15 protein-coding genes are annotated in these 12996 nt (G+C 72.5%); 12 read left to right on the forward strand and 3 right to left on the reverse strand.

Annotated features, from left to right (window positions below):
* Positions 1-55: 55 nt before the first annotated feature.
* The 10 genes from ACLIBK_RS07025 to ACLIBK_RS07070 all read left to right on the forward strand — a co-directional run bounded on the left by ACLIBK_RS07025 (position 56) and on the right by ACLIBK_RS07070 (position 8863).
* The gene (locus ACLIBK_RS07025) at positions 56-943 is read left to right on the forward strand and encodes an S-methyl-5'-thioadenosine phosphorylase (RefSeq protein WP_415386524.1); all 888 of its coding nucleotides are present in this window, start codon (positions 56-58) and stop codon (positions 941-943) included.
* Positions 940-1371, forward strand: a complete 432-nt coding sequence (locus ACLIBK_RS07030) for a GNAT family N-acetyltransferase (protein ID WP_415386525.1) — start codon at positions 940-942, stop codon at positions 1369-1371. The genes ACLIBK_RS07025 and ACLIBK_RS07030 overlap by 4 nt, the downstream gene beginning before the upstream one ends.
* 148 nt (positions 1372-1519) lie before the next feature.
* Positions 1520-2599, forward strand: coding sequence for a CgeB family protein (locus ACLIBK_RS07035; RefSeq protein ID WP_415386526.1), 1080 nt, complete (start codon positions 1520-1522; stop codon positions 2597-2599).
* A gap of 7 nt (positions 2600-2606) precedes the next feature.
* On the forward strand, positions 2607-3383 hold the full coding sequence (locus tag ACLIBK_RS07040) for a sugar phosphate nucleotidyltransferase (protein WP_415386527.1): 777 nt from the start codon (positions 2607-2609) through the stop codon (positions 3381-3383).
* Complete coding sequence (locus tag ACLIBK_RS07045; RefSeq protein WP_415386528.1) at positions 3380-4183, forward strand: TIGR04290 family methyltransferase; 804 nt, start codon at positions 3380-3382, stop codon at positions 4181-4183. The genes ACLIBK_RS07040 and ACLIBK_RS07045 overlap by 4 nt, the downstream gene beginning before the upstream one ends.
* 26 nt (positions 4184-4209) lie before the next feature.
* The gene (locus ACLIBK_RS07050) at positions 4210-5124 is read left to right on the forward strand and encodes a beta-xylosidase (protein ID WP_415386529.1); all 915 of its coding nucleotides are present in this window, start codon (positions 4210-4212) and stop codon (positions 5122-5124) included.
* A 53-nt stretch (positions 5125-5177) separates the two neighbouring features.
* Positions 5178-5900: a PIG-L deacetylase family protein gene (locus tag ACLIBK_RS07055; RefSeq protein WP_415386530.1), complete on the forward strand. Its 723-nt coding sequence runs from the start codon at positions 5178-5180 to the stop codon at positions 5898-5900.
* Positions 5897-6937: a glycosyltransferase gene (locus tag ACLIBK_RS07060; RefSeq protein ID WP_415386531.1), complete on the forward strand. Its 1041-nt coding sequence runs from the start codon at positions 5897-5899 to the stop codon at positions 6935-6937. Before ACLIBK_RS07055 ends, ACLIBK_RS07060 begins: the two co-directional genes overlap by 4 nt.
* Positions 6934-7971: a GNAT family N-acetyltransferase gene (locus ACLIBK_RS07065; protein ID WP_415386532.1), complete on the forward strand. Its 1038-nt coding sequence runs from the start codon at positions 6934-6936 to the stop codon at positions 7969-7971. The genes ACLIBK_RS07060 and ACLIBK_RS07065 overlap by 4 nt, the downstream gene beginning before the upstream one ends.
* Positions 7972-7999: 28 nt before the next feature.
* Positions 8000-8863, forward strand: a complete 864-nt coding sequence (locus ACLIBK_RS07070) for a methyltransferase domain-containing protein (RefSeq protein ID WP_415386533.1) — start codon at positions 8000-8002, stop codon at positions 8861-8863.
* 81 nt (positions 8864-8944) lie between these two features.
* On the opposite strand, the gene ACLIBK_RS07075 is transcribed toward ACLIBK_RS07070, so the two are convergent.
* The gene (locus tag ACLIBK_RS07075; protein ID WP_415386534.1) at positions 8945-9136 is read right to left on the reverse strand and encodes a hypothetical protein; all 192 of its coding nucleotides are present in this window, start codon (positions 9134-9136) and stop codon (positions 8945-8947) included.
* A 148-nt stretch (positions 9137-9284) separates the two neighbouring features.
* Positions 9285-10148: a p-hydroxycinnamoyl CoA hydratase/lyase gene (locus tag ACLIBK_RS07080; RefSeq protein WP_415386535.1), complete on the reverse strand. Its 864-nt coding sequence runs from the start codon at positions 10146-10148 to the stop codon at positions 9285-9287.
* A gap of 166 nt (positions 10149-10314) precedes the next feature.
* On the opposite strand from ACLIBK_RS07080, the gene ACLIBK_RS07085 reads away from it, so the two are divergent.
* Entirely contained in the window at positions 10315-10791 is a 477-nt protein-coding gene (locus ACLIBK_RS07085) for a MarR family winged helix-turn-helix transcriptional regulator (protein ID WP_415386536.1), read from the forward strand.
* 301 nt (positions 10792-11092) lie between these two features.
* Positions 11093-11626, forward strand: coding sequence for a VOC family protein (locus tag ACLIBK_RS07090; RefSeq protein ID WP_415386537.1), 534 nt, complete (start codon positions 11093-11095; stop codon positions 11624-11626).
* 79 nt (positions 11627-11705) lie between these two features.
* Here the strand turns inward: ACLIBK_RS07090 and ACLIBK_RS07095 are convergent, their stop codons facing one another.
* A complete protein-coding gene (locus tag ACLIBK_RS07095; RefSeq protein ID WP_415386538.1) occupies positions 11706-12947 on the reverse strand; it encodes a CaiB/BaiF CoA transferase family protein in 1242 nt (413 codons plus the stop codon).
* Positions 12948-12996 lie beyond the last annotated feature (49 nt).

A 12996-nucleotide genomic window follows, 5' to 3' on the forward strand; every position in this document is an offset into this window, starting at 1 on the left:
TTCCCATCGAGGCGACCGGCCGCGCGAGCGGCCGTTCTGCTGTTTGGAGCACCGCATGTCCGAGCTGATCGAACCGGTTATCGGCCTGATCGGGGGCTCCGGCCTCTACGACATCGACGGGCTGGAGGAGCGCGAATGGCGGCAGGTGGAAAGCCCCTGGGGCGAGCCCTCGGACGAACTGCTGTTCGGCCGGCTGGGCGGCGTGCGCTGCGTGTTCATGCCGCGCCACGGCCGCGGCCACCGGATACCGCCGAGCGAGCTGAACTACCGCGCCAACGTCGACGCGCTGAAGCGGGCCGGGGTGACGGAGGTGCTGAGCATCTCCGCCGTGGGCAGCCTGAACGGCGACCTGCCGCCGGGCCACTTCGTGATCGTGGACCAGTTCATCGACCGCTCCTTTGCCCGCAAGAAGAGCTTCTTCGAGACCGGCTGCGTCGCCCACGTGTCCATGGCGCACCCGACCTGCCCGCGGCTGGGCGACACGCTGGAGAATGCGGCGCGCGAAACCGGCGTGCCGCACCGGCGCGGCGGCACCTATCTGGTGATGGAAGGGCCGCAGTTCTCCTCCAAGGCGGAAAGCGAGCTGTACCGGGCCTGGGGCTGCGACGTGATCGGCATGACCAACATGCCGGAGGCCAAGCTCGCCCGGGAAGCCGAGCTCTGCTACGCGACGCTGGCCATGGTGACCGACTTCGACTGCTGGCATCCCGGGCACGACGCGGTGTCGGTGGACGCGGTGGTCAAGGTGATGCTGGCCAATGCCGACAAGGCCAAGGCGCTGGTCAAGGCGGTGATCCCGATGCTGGGCGCGCCGCGCGGGCCGTGCCCGGCCGGCTGCGACCGGGCGCTGGAGCACGCGATCATCACCGCCCCCGCGGCGCGCGACCCCGCCCTGGTGGCCAAGCTGGACGCGGTGGCCGGCCGGGTGCTGCGGGCCGCGTGACCGCGATCCGCCGCGCCACGGAGGCCGACGCCCCCGCCCTGGTGGAGCTGGTGCGCCAGCTCGGCCGGCAGGTGACGGAGGCGGAGGTGCTGGCCACGCTGCGCGAGGGCGATTCGCACCCCGTGCTGGTGGCGGAGGAGGCGGGCCAGGTGCTGGGCGTGGTGGCGGTGCATGCCACGCGGATGCTGCACCGGCTCCGCCCCGATGCCCGGATCACCACGCTGGTGGTGGCGGAAGGGGCGCGCGGCCGCGGCCTGGGGCGGCAGCTGGTGGACGCGGCGGCGCTGCTGGCGGAGCGAAGCGGCTGCAACCGGCTGGAACTGACCACGGGGCGCGACCGGCGCGAGGCGCAGGCATTCTACCGCGCGCTGGGCTTCACCGATTCCTCGATCCGCTTTCACCGGATGCTCGGCCCCGACCAGCCCTGATATGCGGGCCCGCCGGCGGGTGGCGCACCGGATGGTGAAGGCTTCACGGCTTGCTGACGGAACGGCCGCCCACCAAAGATCGCCGAATCCTTTGCTGGATCGGACCCATGCCTGCCGCCTCTGCCGTTCTCGCCGGAACCTCCCGGGCATGAGGCTGGTTATCTTCGGCCTCGCCGTGTCCTCCTCCTGGGGCAACGGGCATGCGGCGCTGTGGCGGGCGCTGATCACCGCCCTGCTGGCGGACGGCCACCGCGTCACCTTCTTCGAGCGCGACGTGCCCTACTACGCCGAGAACCGCGACCTGCACGCCCTGCCGGAAGGCGGCGAGCTGGTGCTGTACCGCGACTGGTCGGAGGTGCTGCCCCGGGCGCGCCGGGCGCTGGCGGAGGCGGATTGCGGCATGGTCACCTCCTATTGCCCGGACGCGCCCGGGGCGGCAGCGCTGCTGGAGGACGGGCGGGCGCTGCGCTGCTTCTACGACCTCGACACCCCCGTGACCCTGGCGCGCGTGGCGGCGGGGGAGGCGGTGGACTACCTCGGGCCGCAGGGCTTCGCGAACTACGACCTGGTGCTGAGCTACACCGGCGGCGAGGCGCTGGCGGCGCTGCGCGACCGGCTGGGCGCGCGGCGGGTGGTGCCGATCTACGGCTCGGTGGACCCGGCCCTGCACGCGCCGGCGGCGCCGGCCGACCGCTTCCGGGCGGCGCTGAGCTATATCGGCACCTACGCCGCCGACCGGCAGGCGATGCTGGAGCGGCTGTTCGTGCAGCCGGCGCGGCTGCGACCGGAGGCACGCTTCGTGATCGCGGGCGCGCAGTACCCGCAGGACTTCCCCTGGACCGCCAACACCTTCTTCGTGCGCCACCTGCCGCCGGCCGAGCACGCGGCCTTCTACGCCGCTTCCCGCCTGACGCTGAACGTGACGCGGGAGGCGATGGCGCGCTCGGGCTGGTGCCCGTCGGGGCGGTTGTTCGAGGCCGCGGCCTCCGGCGCGCCGATCCTGACGGACTGGTGGGACGGGCTGGACGCCTTCTTCGAGCCGGGCCGCGAGATCCTGGTGGCGCACGACACCGACGACGCACTGGCGGCGATCGACCGGGGCGACGAGGAGCTGGCCGCCCTGGCGCGCCGGGCGCGGGAGCGGGTGCTGGCCGAGCACACGGCGGCGCGCCGGGCGCGCGAGATGGTGGCGGCGATCGAGTCCGCCACCGCCCCGGCCGGGGCCTGAGCCGCGCATGTGGGGCATCGTGCCGGCGGCCGGGCAGGGGACGCGGATTCAGCCGCTGGCCTTTTCCAAGGAGCTGCTGCCGGTGGGCAGCCGGGTGGACGAATCGGGCGTGGAGCGGCCGCGCGCGGTCAGCGAGCACCTGGTGGAGCGGATGGTGCGCGGAGGTGCGGACAAGATCCTCTTCGTGATCTCGCCGCTCAAGAGCGACATCCTGCGCTACTACGGCGGCGCCTTCGGCACCGCGAGCGTGGCCTACGCGGTGCAGGAACGCGCGGCCGGCCTGTGCGACGCGATCTTCCGCGCCACCCCCTTCGTGCGGCCGGAGGAGCCGGTGCTGGTGGGGCTGCCGGACACGGTGTGGTTCCCCGAGGACGCGCTGCGCGAACTGCCCGACGACCGGCTGAGCTTCCTGCTGTTCCCGGTGGCGCGGCCGGAATTCTTCGACGCGGTGGACACCGATGCCGAGGGCCGGGTGCGGGAGATCCAGGTCAAGCGCACGGGGGCGGCCACCAACTGGATCTGGGGCGCCTTCAAGATGCCCGGCGCTACGCTGCACGCGCTGCGCGCCCTGTGGGAAGCGCGCGAGCGGCAGGACGAGTATATCGGCACACTGGTGAATGCCTGGATCGCCCGCGGCAACGAGGCCTGGGGGGTACGGGCCGGGCGCTCCTACGTCGACGTCGGCACGCTGAACGGCTATCGCGAGGCGACGCAGCTACTGGGCGGCATGGCGGCGCAACTGCCGGGCAGTGCGGGGGCGGAACAGGGTGAGGGAGTGGCATGAGCGCTGAGGTCTGGACACCCGAACGCATCGCGGCGCGCGCGGCCGAGCTGGGGCCGTGGTTCCACAACCTGGACCTGCGCGGCGTGCGCACGGCGCCGGGGCACTTCCTGGGCGACTATCCGGCGGTGAAGTTCCGCGGCTTCGAATCCGTGCTGCCCGCCGACCTGACCGGCAAGACAGTGCTGGATATCGGCTGCAACGGCGGCTTCTACAGCATGGAGATGAAGCGCCGCGGCGCCGCCCGCGTGCTGGGCGTCGATTTCGACGAGGACTACCTGGCGCAGGCGCGCTTCGCGGCGGAGGTCGAGGGGCTGGAGATCGAGTTCCGCCAGCTGTCGGTCTATGACGTGGCCAAGCTGGGCGAGCGCTTCGACCTCGTGGTGTTCATGGGCGTGCTGTACCACCTGCGGCACCCGCTGCTGGCGCTGGACCTGATCCAGGAGCACGTCGCCGGCGACCTGCTGCTGTTCCAGTCGATGCAGCGCGGCAGCGAGAGCATCAAGCCGATCGCGCCCGACTACGACTTCTTCGAGAGCGAGATTTTCGACGATCCCGCCTGGCCGAAGCTGCACTTCATCGAGAAGAGCTATTCCGGCGACCCCACCAACTGGTGGGCGCCGAACCGTGCCGCTTCCGCCGCCATGCTGCGCGCGGCGGGCTTCGCGGTGCTGGAGAATCCGGAGCCGGAGGTGTTCCTGTGCCGACGCACGGAACGGCCGGAGAAATGGTCCGGCCCGGTGTATCCGGCGCGCGGGCCGGGCGATGCCGGCGGTGGCGACCTGCCGCCGCAGGCCGGTTAATCGGGCGCGAAGAAGGACCGAGGCGCATGATCGAAGCCGCGATGATCTGGAACGAGCCCAACAACAAGTCCCACTGGGACCTGGAGGCCGATCCGGGCTGGGCGATGTTCGCCAACATGACCAACTTGGCGGGGCAGGCGATCGCGGCGGAAGCGCCGGGGTTGCCACGCGTGCTGGGCGGCATGTCGCCGATCGACCCCAGCTTCCTGCAGGTGCTGGCGGCGCAGGGCGTGATGGACAACGTGGATGCCGTGGCGGTGCACGGCTTCCCGCTGGACTGGAACCACTGGCTGCTGAACGAGTGGCCGGACAAGATCGCCTCCATCCAGGCGGTGACGGACAAGCCGGTCTGGGTGTCGGAGGTCGGCATCTCCACCTTCGGGGCGGAGGAGGTGCAGGACTGGGGCCTGCGCCGCACGCACGAGCTGCTGCGGGGCAAGGCGCCACGCATCCACTGGTACAGCCTGTATGACCTGCCGGCGACCTGGGAGGCGACGACCCGCCACCGCGAGGCCGAGGGTTCCTCCTATTACCGCCATTTCCACATGGGCCTGTTCGACGAGCACGGGCGGGCCAAGCTGGCCGCGCAGCACTTCCGCGAGGTCGTGCCCGAGTTCGGCCTGTGCCAGTGGTTCCACTTCGAGGACCACCGGCTGGACGACGCGGTGAGCAAGATGAAGGACATGGGCGTCACCTATCTCCGCACCGGGCTGAGCTGGGCAGACTGGCTGCGGCCCAACGCGGAAGCCTGGTTCGACCGGCAGATGCGGGCGCTGGAAGGCTTCGACACCACCGTGACCTTCTGCTTCACGCCGGAGGAAGAGGGCACCTGGGCGCACTACACCGCCCCGCCCAAGCAGGCCGAGCGCTTCGCCGAGTTCTGCGCCACGATGATCCGCCGCTACGCGCCCGGGCGCTTTTCCGCCGGGGCCGCGGCCTGAGCCTTCTCGCCCGGCTGGAACGGCGCGAACCGGTCGAGGAGCCGCTCGCGTTGGTGGTGGCGCATCCGGACGACGAGACCATCGCCGCCGGGCCGTTGCTGCCGCTATTCCGGCAGCTTTTGATCGTCCACGTCACCGACGGTGCCCCGCGAAACGCGGCCGACGCGCGGGCGGCGGGTTTCGACATGCCGGCGGAATATGGCGCGGAACGGGCGCGCGAGCTGGACGCGGCGCTGGCCGGGGTTCCGGCGGAGCGGCTGTGCCTGGGCGTGGCCGACCAGGGGGCCTCGCTGGCCCTGGCGGAACTGGCGCGGCGTCTTGCGGCGGCCTTCGTGCGGCAGGGGACGCGGGCGGTGCTGACGCATCCCTATGAGGGCGGGCATCCCGACCACGATGCCGTGGCCTTCGCGGTGCACGCGGCAGCGGCGCTGTGCCCCGAACCGCCCGCGATCTTCGAGGCCGCCTTCTACCATGCCGGGCCGCAGGGCTGGGCGGTGGGCGAGTTCCTGCCGGACGGCGAGGTAGCGACCGTGGTGACACTGACCGCGGAGGAAGCGGCACGCGAGCGAGCCATGCTGGACTGCTTCCGCACCCAGGCCGCGACGCTGGCGCAGTTCCCCCTGGGGCGCCGGGCGCTGCGGGCCGCGCCTCCTTACGATTTCACTGCGCCGCCTGCGGAACAGCTGCTCTACGAGCGGTTTCCCTGGGGCATGGACGGCGCGCGCTGGCGCGGCCTTGCCGCCGCGGCGCGGGCGGAGCTCGGGCTGCCGGCGTGAGCGCCCTGCGCGTGCTGTCCGTGGCTTATCCGCTGGCGCCGGTGGGGGCGGATTTCGTGGGCGGGGCGGAACAGGTGCTGGCGACGCTGGACGCGGCGCTGGTGGCGGCGGGTCATCGCTCGATCGTGGTGGCGCAGGAAGGCTCGCGCGTTGCGGGTGAGCTGCGCGCCATTCCCCGCCCGGCCGGGGCACTGGACGCGGCGGCCAGGGCGGCGGCCCAGGCGGCGGCGTCGCGGGCCGTGGCGGCGGTGCTGCGGGCGGAGCCGGTGGACGTGGTGCACCTGCACGGCATCGATTTCGACCGCACCCTGCCGCCCCCCGGGCCGCCGGCGCTGGTAACGCTGCACCTGCCGCCGGACTGGTACCCGGCCGAGGCACTGCACCCGGCGCGGCCGAACACCTGGCTGGTGGGCGTTTCGGCCTCACAGCATCGCGGGCTGGAAGGGCGAGCGGCGGGGCTGCTGCCGCCGGTGCCGAACGGGGTGGCGGTGGAAGCTCTGGGGGGGGCGCGGCACGCGCGGCGGGGCTTCGCGCTGAACCTGGGGCGGGTGTGCCCGGAGAAAGGGCAGCACCTCGCGCTGCAGGCGGCCCAGGCGGCCGAGGTGCCGCTGCTGCTGGGCGGGGAGGTATACCCCTACCCCGAGCACGAGGCGTATTTCGCGCGCGAGGTGGTGCCGCTGCTGGACGGGGCGCGGCGCTTCCTGGGGCCGCTGGGCTTCGTGCGGAAGCGGCGGCTGCTGGGCGCGGCGCGCTGCCTGCTGGTGTGCAGCCTGGTGGCGGAAACCTCCTCGCTGGTGGCGATGGAGGCGGCGGCCTGCGGCACGCCCGTGGTGGCCTTTCCGAACGGCGCGCTGCCGGAAGTGGTGGAGCACGGGCGCACCGGCTTCCTGGTGCGCGACGCGGCGGAGATGGCCGATGCCATCGCCCGGGTCGGCGAGATCGATCCCCAGGAATGCCGGCGCGTGGCGCGGGAGCGCTTTTCCCGCGAGCGCATGGCGGCGGCGTATCTCGACATCTACCGCAGGCTGGCGGCGTGAGCGCGGCGGCGTGCGGCCTGCGGGCCGAGGTGCTGCGCGACGACGCGGCGCTGCTGGCGCTGCGGCCGGAATGGGAGGCGCTGTGGCGGCGCTGCCCGGCGGCGACGCCGTTCCAGTCGCCCTTCTGGCTGCTGCCCTGGTGGGCGGAGTTCGGCACCGGGCAGCCACGGGCGGCGGCGCTGCGGGACGGGGCAGGGTGGCTGCGCGGGTTGCTGCCGCTCTACCTGCTGCCGGAAGGGGAGGAGACCAAGCTGCTGCCGATGGGGATCGGGCTGTCGGACTACCTCGACGTGCTGCTGGAACCGGAGGCGCCGGCGGAAGCGGCGTCGCTGCTGCTGCGCGCGGCGCTGGAGGCTTCGCCCGAGGCCACCACCTGCGACCTGACGGACCTGCCGCCCGGCGCGGCGCTGCGGGAAGCCTTGGCGGGTGCTTGGCAAGATGCAGGGCTTTGGAACAGCGATCCCTGCCCGGTGCTGGAACTGCCGGCCGGGGCGACGCTGGGCGCGGTGCTGTCGCGCAAGCGGCACGCGGCGCTGCGCAACGCCCGTAACCGGGCGGAGCGGGCCGGCGGCTGGGCGGTGGAAAGCGCCACGGCGAACACGCTGGACCCCGCGCTGGACGCGCTGATCGCGCTGCACGGGGCACGCTGGGAAGCGCGGGGCGAGCCCGGCGGCGTGCTGGCCGATCCGCGCGTGCTTCGCTTCCATCGCGCGGCGGCGCCGGGGTTGCTGGCCGTGGGGGTGCTGCGGTTGCAGCTGCTGCGGCTCGGCGGGGTGCCGGCGGCGGCAACCTATGCGCTGCTGGCGCCGGGCGGGCGGGTGCTGCTGTATCTCAGCGGCTTTGACGGCGCGCGTTCCTATGAAAGCCCGGGCGCGATCCTGCTGGGCGCGATCGTCGAGGAGATCCTGGCAACCGGCGGCGGCGAGCTGCACCTGCTGCGCGGCGACGAGGCCTACAAATACGGCTGGGGCGCGGCCGACCGGCACAACGCGGCGCGGCACCTGGTGCCGCCGGGGCGAGGGATGACGGCTTGAGCTTGGAAACAGCGCGGCGGGCGGTGGCGTGAGCGCGGAGGACCCGCTGGCGCTCTGCCTGGAAGGGCGGATCTCGCCGGAGGTGGCGCTGGCGCGGCTGGTGCTGGCGGGGCTGGACCCGGCGGCCGTGGCGGCCCGGCTGGACGCGCTGCCCGGGGAGGATGCGCGGGCGGCGGCGCTGCGGGCGCTGTTCGCGGCGCGGCGGGAAGGTTTGGCGGAGGTCGGCGCCATGCTGCGGGCGGCCGGGCTGGAGCATGGTCCGGGCGGCGCCTCGGCGACGGACGCGGTGGCGCGGGTGGCGGCCATGTTCGACCGCGCGGTGGCGCGGGCGCCGGAGGCCAGCGTGGCGGCCTATTCGCTGAACGACCCGGCGATCCTGGCCGCGGCCACGGCGGAAATCCTGGGCTGGCTGGACGGGCAGAGGCTGATCGGGCCGGAGCGGGAGGTGCTGGACCTCGGCTGCGGCACCGGGCGGGTGGCGGCGGCGCTGGCGCCGCGCTGCCGCGCCGTGCTGGGGCTGGACGTGTCGCCGGGCATGGTGGCGGAAGCGCGGCGGCGGCATGCCGGGGTGACCGGGCTACGCTTCGAATGGACGCCGGGAACGGAGCTGCCGGCGCTGGACGGGCAGGGTTTCGACCTGGTGCTGGCGGTGGACAGCTTCCCCTACCTCGTGGAGGCGGGGGTGGCGGAGGCGCAGGTGGCAGCAATCGCGGCGCGGCTGCGGCCGGGTGGGGCGCTGGCGGTGCTCAACCTGAGCTATCGCGGCGACATCGCTGCCGACCGGGCGGAGGCCGCGCGTTGGGCGGATGCCAATGGCTTGGCGCTGGTGGTGAACGGCGAGACGCCCTTCGCGATCTGGGACGGCACAGCCTTCTTGTTTCGCCGGCCCTGAGCGGGGGCGCTGGGCGCGGTAGCCCTGAACGGCGTGGCCCTGGGCGAACCGGCGCTGGGCGGCGCGGGCCGCCGCTCGCCGTCAGCCGCGGCTGCCGCCCGTGTCGCTGGTGGAGCCGGCACCGGCCGGACCGCCCTGGATTCCGGGCTCGCCGGGGCGCCGCTCCGGCTGTTGCGCGCGCGGGTCGGGTTCCTGCCCTGGGCGAGCGACGGGATGGTTGCCGGGCTTGTCGCGATCCGGGCTGGTCATCGGGTCGGGTTTGTCGAGGGGCATGGCCGGAACTCCCGCTGGCACTTGCCGGGTGCAACGCGCCGGCCGTGGCCTCGGCTGCGGGCATCGTATCGCCGCGGGCCGGGTGCTTCCGCCCGGCCCGGGCCGGCGGTGCGCGATGCCCGGAGAAGCCATCGCGCACCGCCGCCGTTTACTCGCCGCGCTTGTAGGCGCCGAGGCCGGGCTTGTAGGTCTTGTCGTCCAGGAACTGCTTGATGCCCTGTTCGCGGCCGCGCTCGGGATCCTGGAAGCGGCCCTGTTCCTGCTTGGCCATCAGGTAGTCGTCGGCCGTGTCCCAATCCATGATCGCGATGTTCTTGAAGGCGTGCTTGGCCTGCCGCAGCACCACCGGGTTCTTGCCGGCCAGTTCCAGCGCCAGCGCCCGGGTGTGTTCGCGCAGCTCGGCCAGCGGCACGGCCTCGTTCACCAGGCCCATGGCGGCGGCCTTGGTGCCGGTGAACGTCTTGCCGGTCATGATGTAGTACAGCGCGTCGCGGTGGTTCATGACGTTCTGCACGGCCTTGGTCACGTTGCCGGCGGGGATGATGCCCCAGTTGATCTCCGAAAGGCCGAACTGCGCCGTGTCCGCCGCGATCGCGAGGTCGCAGGCCACCAGCGGGGTGAAGGCGCCGCCGAAGCACCAGCCGTTGACCATGGCGATGGTGGGCTTCGGGTAGAAGCGCAGCTTGCGCCACTGCCAGGTGCCCGCGGCGCGGTAGACCTTGTAGCGCTGCGAGGCCGGCTTGCCGTCGGTTTCGCGGAAGTATTCCTTGAGGTCCATGCCGGCGGAGAAGCTTTCCCCCGCGCCGGTGATGACGACGACCTTGCAGCTGTCGTCCTCTTCCAGGGCTTCCAGCGTGTCCAGCATCATCTGATTCAGCGCCGGGCTCATGGCGTTGCGCTTGTTCGGGCGGTTCAGCGTCACCCAGGCGATGCCGTTCTCGATCTCCACCAGCACGGGCGGGGCGGCGGCGTTGTCCTGCGCCGGGGTTTGCGGGCCTTGCGCTGCCGACATCTGCGATCCTCCGCGAAAGCGTCGTTTGTCAGGTAACCTTACATCCTGGGCCGCGGCGAATCCAGCGCCGTGTTGCGCCGTCCGGAAACGGGCGCTACCGGCAGGGGAACGGACCGGGACGGCGCGCTTCCCGGCGGTGCGGGGAAGGGGGCGCGTCGGAAACATCATGCCGGGCACCATGCGGACGATGTACCTGCTGCGGCAGGCCCAGCTGGCCAGCTACGCGCGGCTGGAAGCGGCGCTGGCCGGCTTCGGGCTGACGCCCACCCAGTACACGGCGCTGAGCCTGTCGGACCGGCCCGGCGAGGGCGGCGAGGAGCGGGCCGAAGGGCAGGCCGGGTCCGGCCCGTCCTCGGCCGAGCTGGCGCGACGGCTGGGCGTCACCGCGCAGGCGATGAACGAGATGATCGCGGCGCTGGAGCGCAAGGGGCTGATCCGCCGGCGTGAGGCGGCGGAGAACCGGCGCATCCTGCGCATCAGCCTGACGGCGGAAGGCACGGCGCTGCTGGCGCGCTGCGACGCCGTGGTGGACGGGGTGGAGCAGGAATTCCTGGGCGTGCTGGCGGGCGGCGAGCTGGACGCGCTGCGCGGCACGCTGGTGCGGCTGGTGCGCGTCGCCGCCGACCCGCTGCCCGGCGGCTGAGGCGCGGGGCGGAACGCGCGGGGCTCCAGCAGGGCCAGCGAAGGCTGCGCTTCCGCCTGCGCGGGCCTGCATCGTGGCCGCGGTCAGGCGGCGGTGCGGCCGGGCGCGTGAGCTTGACGCGCGCCGACCAGCGGGCGTAGCGATGAAGGATCGAAAAGATTCAGGCCGGTTTGGTTAGTCCGGCCACCGCGCGAGCGGGAAAAGGCGCCCCAGACGCACCCACGGCACCTCCTTCAACAGGGGTGGTGCGATGCTGGGCGCAAGCCTTCCGTCATTCTCCATCCCCCCACGAGAGAATGCGATGACTGCCCAGGAAACCCGGCCTTCTGCCGAAACGACGAACCCCCGACGCATCGGCCATGTGAACCTGTCGGTGTCCGACCTGGAACGGTCGCTGGCCTTCTACCAGGACGCTCTCGGGATGCGGGTCACGAAGCGGCTGGAGGAAGCGGCCTTCCTGTCTTTCGGCAGCTATCACCACGATCTCTGCATCAACACCTGGCAGAGCAAGGGGGGATCGCCGCGGCCGCAAGGGGCGACCGGGTTGTATCATTTCGCGGTCGCCTTCGGCGAACTGGCCGCGCTGCAGGACACCAGCCGGCGCCTCGGTGCTGCCGGCATCGCCATCGACGATGTCGTCGACCATGGCGTGAGCCTGTCCGCCTACCTGCGCGATCCCGATCAGAACGGTGTCGAGCTCACCTGGGACCGGCCGGCCGAAAGCTGGTGGTCGGCGGAGGGTGCGCTCCGGATGGGGCACCGCCGGATTTCCCTGGAGCAACTGCTCGCGGCTGAGGGGGCAGGGCTGCTCCAGGGCGATTCCCGGGCCGGTTGAAGGCTGGTGATCCCCGCGCCCGGCGGGTGCTGGCTGGGCGGCCCTGCGGCGCGGGACGGCGGGCCTTTCGGAACCCGCCCTAGACCACGCCCTCGGCACGCAGGGCGCTGATCTCCGCGGCGGGCACCCCGAAGGAGGTCAGCACGGCGTCGCTGTGCTCGCCCAGTTCCGGCGGGGGCAGGGGGTCCGCCTCGCGCTGGCCGTCCAGCCGCACGGCGCGGTGCATCATGGTCAGCGCCCCGCGGCGGGGGTGCTGGACTTCGTGGAACAGCTTGAGGTGCTGCACCTCCGGGTCGGCCATCGCTTCGGGGATGGAATGCACGGGGGCGCAGGGCACGTCGTGTTCCGACAGCGTGTCGAGCCAGTGGACACGCGGCTGGGTGGCGAAGATCGGGCGCAGCGTCTCGATCAGGGCGGAGAAGTTGCGGATGCGGCCGGGACGGTCGGCGAAGCGCGGGTCGGCGCCGATCGCCTCTTGCCCGATAGCCTTGAGCAGGGCGCGCCAGAACTTCTCGGTGGAGGATACCTGGATGCCGATCACCTTCTCGTCGGCACAGCGGAAGGCGAAGGTCAGCGAGAAGGCGGCGCGCGTTTCGCTGTTCATGGTGAAGCCGGACTGCGTCAGGGCGGTGAAGCTGTCAGGCATGTGGAACATGCTGGCGTCCAGCAGGGAAATCTCCACGCGCGCGCCCTGGCCGCTGCGCTCGCGGCCCATCAGCGCGCCCAGCACGCCGTAGGCCGCCTGCATGCCGGTGATCTGGTCGGTGATGGTGGGGCCGCGCATGCGCGGGTCGCTGGGGTCCAGCAGCGTGCCGAGCATGCCGGACAAGGACTGGCCGATCGCGTCGTAGGCCGGGCGGTCCTTGTAGGGGCCGTCCGTCGAGAAGCCGGTGATGGAGCAGTAGATCAGCCGCGGGTTGATCGCGCGCAGCGCGTCCCAGTCAAAGCCCAGGCGCTGCAGCACGCCGGGACGGTTGTTTTCCAGCACCACGTCGGCCTTGGCCGCGAGTTCGCGGAACAGCGCCTGGCCGCGCGGCTTGCCGAGGTCCAGCGACAGGGAGCGCTTGTTGCGGTTGAAGGCGGTGAAGTTGTGGCTGTAGCCGGTGAAGCGCCCGTCCGGCCCGCCGGTGCCGAAGCCGCGAAACGGGTCGCCGGAGCCGGGGCGCTCGATCTTGATCACCTCGGCGCCCATGTCCGCCAGCATCAGCCCGGCAAAGGGGCCGGCGATGAACTGGCCGAGTTCCAGCACGCGGATGCCGCGCAGCGGGTTGGCGTCCGGCGAGGCGGAGGCTCGTTCAGCCGTGTGTTCAGCCTGGGGCATGGTGCGGCCGCCTTCCTTGAGACGCGTTCCTCGGGTGGTTCTGCGCCCC

Origin of the sequence: Roseomonas sp. BN140053 (assembly GCF_047690175.1) — a bacterium.
Classification (GTDB): Bacteria; Pseudomonadota; Alphaproteobacteria; order Acetobacterales; family Acetobacteraceae; genus Roseomonas.

Coding starts and splice junctions, on each gene's coding strand:
- ACLIBK_RS07025 (WP_415386524.1), top strand. CDS start 56: ATGTCCGAGCTGATCGAACCGGTTATCGGCCTGATCGGGGGCTCCGGC.
- ACLIBK_RS07035 (WP_415386526.1), top strand. CDS start 1,520: ATGAGGCTGGTTATCTTCGGCCTCGCCGTGTCCTCCTCCTGGGGCAAC.
- ACLIBK_RS07040 (WP_415386527.1), top strand. CDS start 2,607: ATGTGGGGCATCGTGCCGGCGGCCGGGCAGGGGACGCGGATTCAGCCG.
- ACLIBK_RS07045 (WP_415386528.1), top strand. CDS start 3,380: ATGAGCGCTGAGGTCTGGACACCCGAACGCATCGCGGCGCGCGCGGCC.
- ACLIBK_RS07050 (WP_415386529.1), top strand. CDS start 4,210: ATGATCGAAGCCGCGATGATCTGGAACGAGCCCAACAACAAGTCCCAC.
- ACLIBK_RS07075 (WP_415386534.1), bottom strand. CDS start 9,136: ATGCCCCTCGACAAACCCGACCCGATGACCAGCCCGGATCGCGACAAG.
- ACLIBK_RS07080 (WP_415386535.1), bottom strand. CDS start 10,148: ATGTCGGCAGCGCAAGGCCCGCAAACCCCGGCGCAGGACAACGCCGCC.
- ACLIBK_RS07085 (WP_415386536.1), top strand. CDS start 10,315: ATGCCGGGCACCATGCGGACGATGTACCTGCTGCGGCAGGCCCAGCTG.
- ACLIBK_RS07090 (WP_415386537.1), top strand. CDS start 11,093: ATGACTGCCCAGGAAACCCGGCCTTCTGCCGAAACGACGAACCCCCGA.
- ACLIBK_RS07095 (WP_415386538.1), bottom strand. CDS start 12,947: ATGCCCCAGGCTGAACACACGGCTGAACGAGCCTCCGCCTCGCCGGAC.